The sequence below is a fragment of the Sphaerochaeta sp. UBA5836 genome (assembly GCF_002432845.1).
GTDB lineage: Bacteria > Spirochaetota > Spirochaetia > Sphaerochaetales > Sphaerochaetaceae > Sphaerochaeta.
In genome coordinates this window covers 1-1,557 of record NZ_DJGW01000028.1, presented here as the reverse complement: position 1 = coordinate 1,557, position 1,557 = coordinate 1, and the positions used below count along the sequence as shown (strand labels likewise).

2 protein-coding genes are annotated in these 1,557 nt (G+C 49.5%); both read right to left on the bottom strand.

Annotation, left to right across the window (positions count from 1 at the left end):
* Positions 1–40 precede the first annotated feature (40 nt).
* The gene (locus B3F49_RS02260; protein ID WP_293908783.1) at positions 41–1,024 is read right to left on the bottom strand and encodes an aldo/keto reductase; all 984 of its coding nucleotides are present in this window, start codon (positions 1,022–1,024) and stop codon (positions 41–43) included.
* A gap of 96 nt (positions 1,025–1,120) precedes the next feature.
* Positions 1,121–1,474, bottom strand: coding sequence for a TIGR04076 family protein (locus B3F49_RS02255; RefSeq protein WP_293908782.1), 354 nt, complete (start codon positions 1,472–1,474; stop codon positions 1,121–1,123).
* Positions 1,475–1,557 lie beyond the last annotated feature (83 nt).

Here is a 1,557-nt window from a genome sequence, read left to right as displayed (position 1 = left end):
TCATGCATCGATAGCTTGTGCTGTAGAGACTACTTTCCTGTTAGTAAGGTCCTCGGATGTGCTGGGCTACCTTGCTTTCATAAAAGGCTTGTATCTTTGCATGCAGATCACTGCTGAGCGGAGGCAGCTTCGAAATCGAAGCATTTGCCCTTACCTGTGAGGGACGGCTTGCTCCCGGAATTACTACGGTTACCGCATCGAAGTCCAGGATCCAACGTAGTGCCATCTGAGCCAGGGTCATTCCTTCAGGTTTCAGCAAGGAGAGTTCTTCGGCCAGTTCAACTCCCTTCTCAAAGGGGACCCCTGCAAAAGTCTCGCCGACATTGAACGAAGCACCGTCACGGTTGAAGTTGCGGTGGTCGCTTGCATCGAAGGTGGTAGTTTTCTGCATCTTGCCGGTAAGCAAGCCACTGGCCAGCGGCACCCTTGCAATGATGGATACTTGTTTTTCCTTGGCTTTTGCAAAGAGTTCCCTGATGGGTTTCTGCCGAAAGATGTTGAAAATAACCTGCAGGGACGCAATTCCTTCCTGCTCAAGGCAAAGCAGGCCTTCCTCGACAGTTTCGACGCTGGCGCCGAAATGCTCGATCTTGCCTTGTTTCTTCAGCTCTCTCAGAGTATCAAAGACGGCGCCCTCTGCCAGGACTTCACGAGGAATGCAGTGCAGCTGGGTAAGATTCAGTCGTTCCAATCCCAAGCGTTTCAGGGACGCTTCGGTATGCTTGATGATGTTCTCCCTGGTAAAGTTCCCAGGCCAGCCGGGGTTTGATTCTCTGCCGAGTTTCGTTGCAACAAATAGGTTGTCTGCATGCATACGGAGAAACTTTCCGATGAACTGCTCGCTTCTCCCATCGCCGTATACATCAGCGGTATCGAAAAACGTGATGCCTTCTTCTGCTGCAGCAGCAAGGATTCCCATGGCGGTTTTTTCGTCAACCGTCCCCCAGGAGCCTCCGATTTGCCAGGTTCCCAGTCCAACTTCAGAGACGAGTCTTCTGTCCGGTCCAAATGGTCGTGTATTCATAGCCTATGCTCCCTGTCGTGTAGAATCATCCATAAGCCTATACGCAAAGAGCTAAGAATGCAAATACATTTCCTGTAGCAGAGAAGTGATGCTTGTTTACACTGGATTATGGAAATTCCCAGTATGAAAATTCTCATTGCCAAGGGGAGTTGCCGTCATCCTGAAGATGACACAGCCATCAGGACAGACGATATCCTTGCAGTAAGTGCTCGATCCTCCGATGTTCCGTAAGTCTCCTCCGCTTCGTACTGCTTCCATGATGGGAAACATGAGCATCATCACCTTTGAACAAATGCCCTGGTCTTGGGAGTTGACGGGACAGCCATATGTGCAGGTGTAGATGTCTCCTACTTCTTCACCGTTTCGACAATAGTGCTCGGTGTGGTCACCACGAAGGAATCCTGTTACTTCAATGTTCCACTCATACTCTTCTGCATACCATTTCTTCATGATCAACCTCGCTGAACGACTGGGTTTGCTGTTTGACTTTCAATGTGCATAGAATATCATACAAGCATCCATTGTTACATTGT

What these genes read in the sequence shown, in the direction of transcription:
- B3F49_RS02260 (WP_293908783.1), bottom strand. Translation starts at nt 1,024, where the DNA reads ATGAATACACGACCATTTGGACCGGACAGAAGACTCGTCTCTGAAGTT.
- B3F49_RS02255 (WP_293908782.1), bottom strand. Translation starts at nt 1,474, where the DNA reads ATGAAGAAATGGTATGCAGAAGAGTATGAGTGGAACATTGAAGTAACA.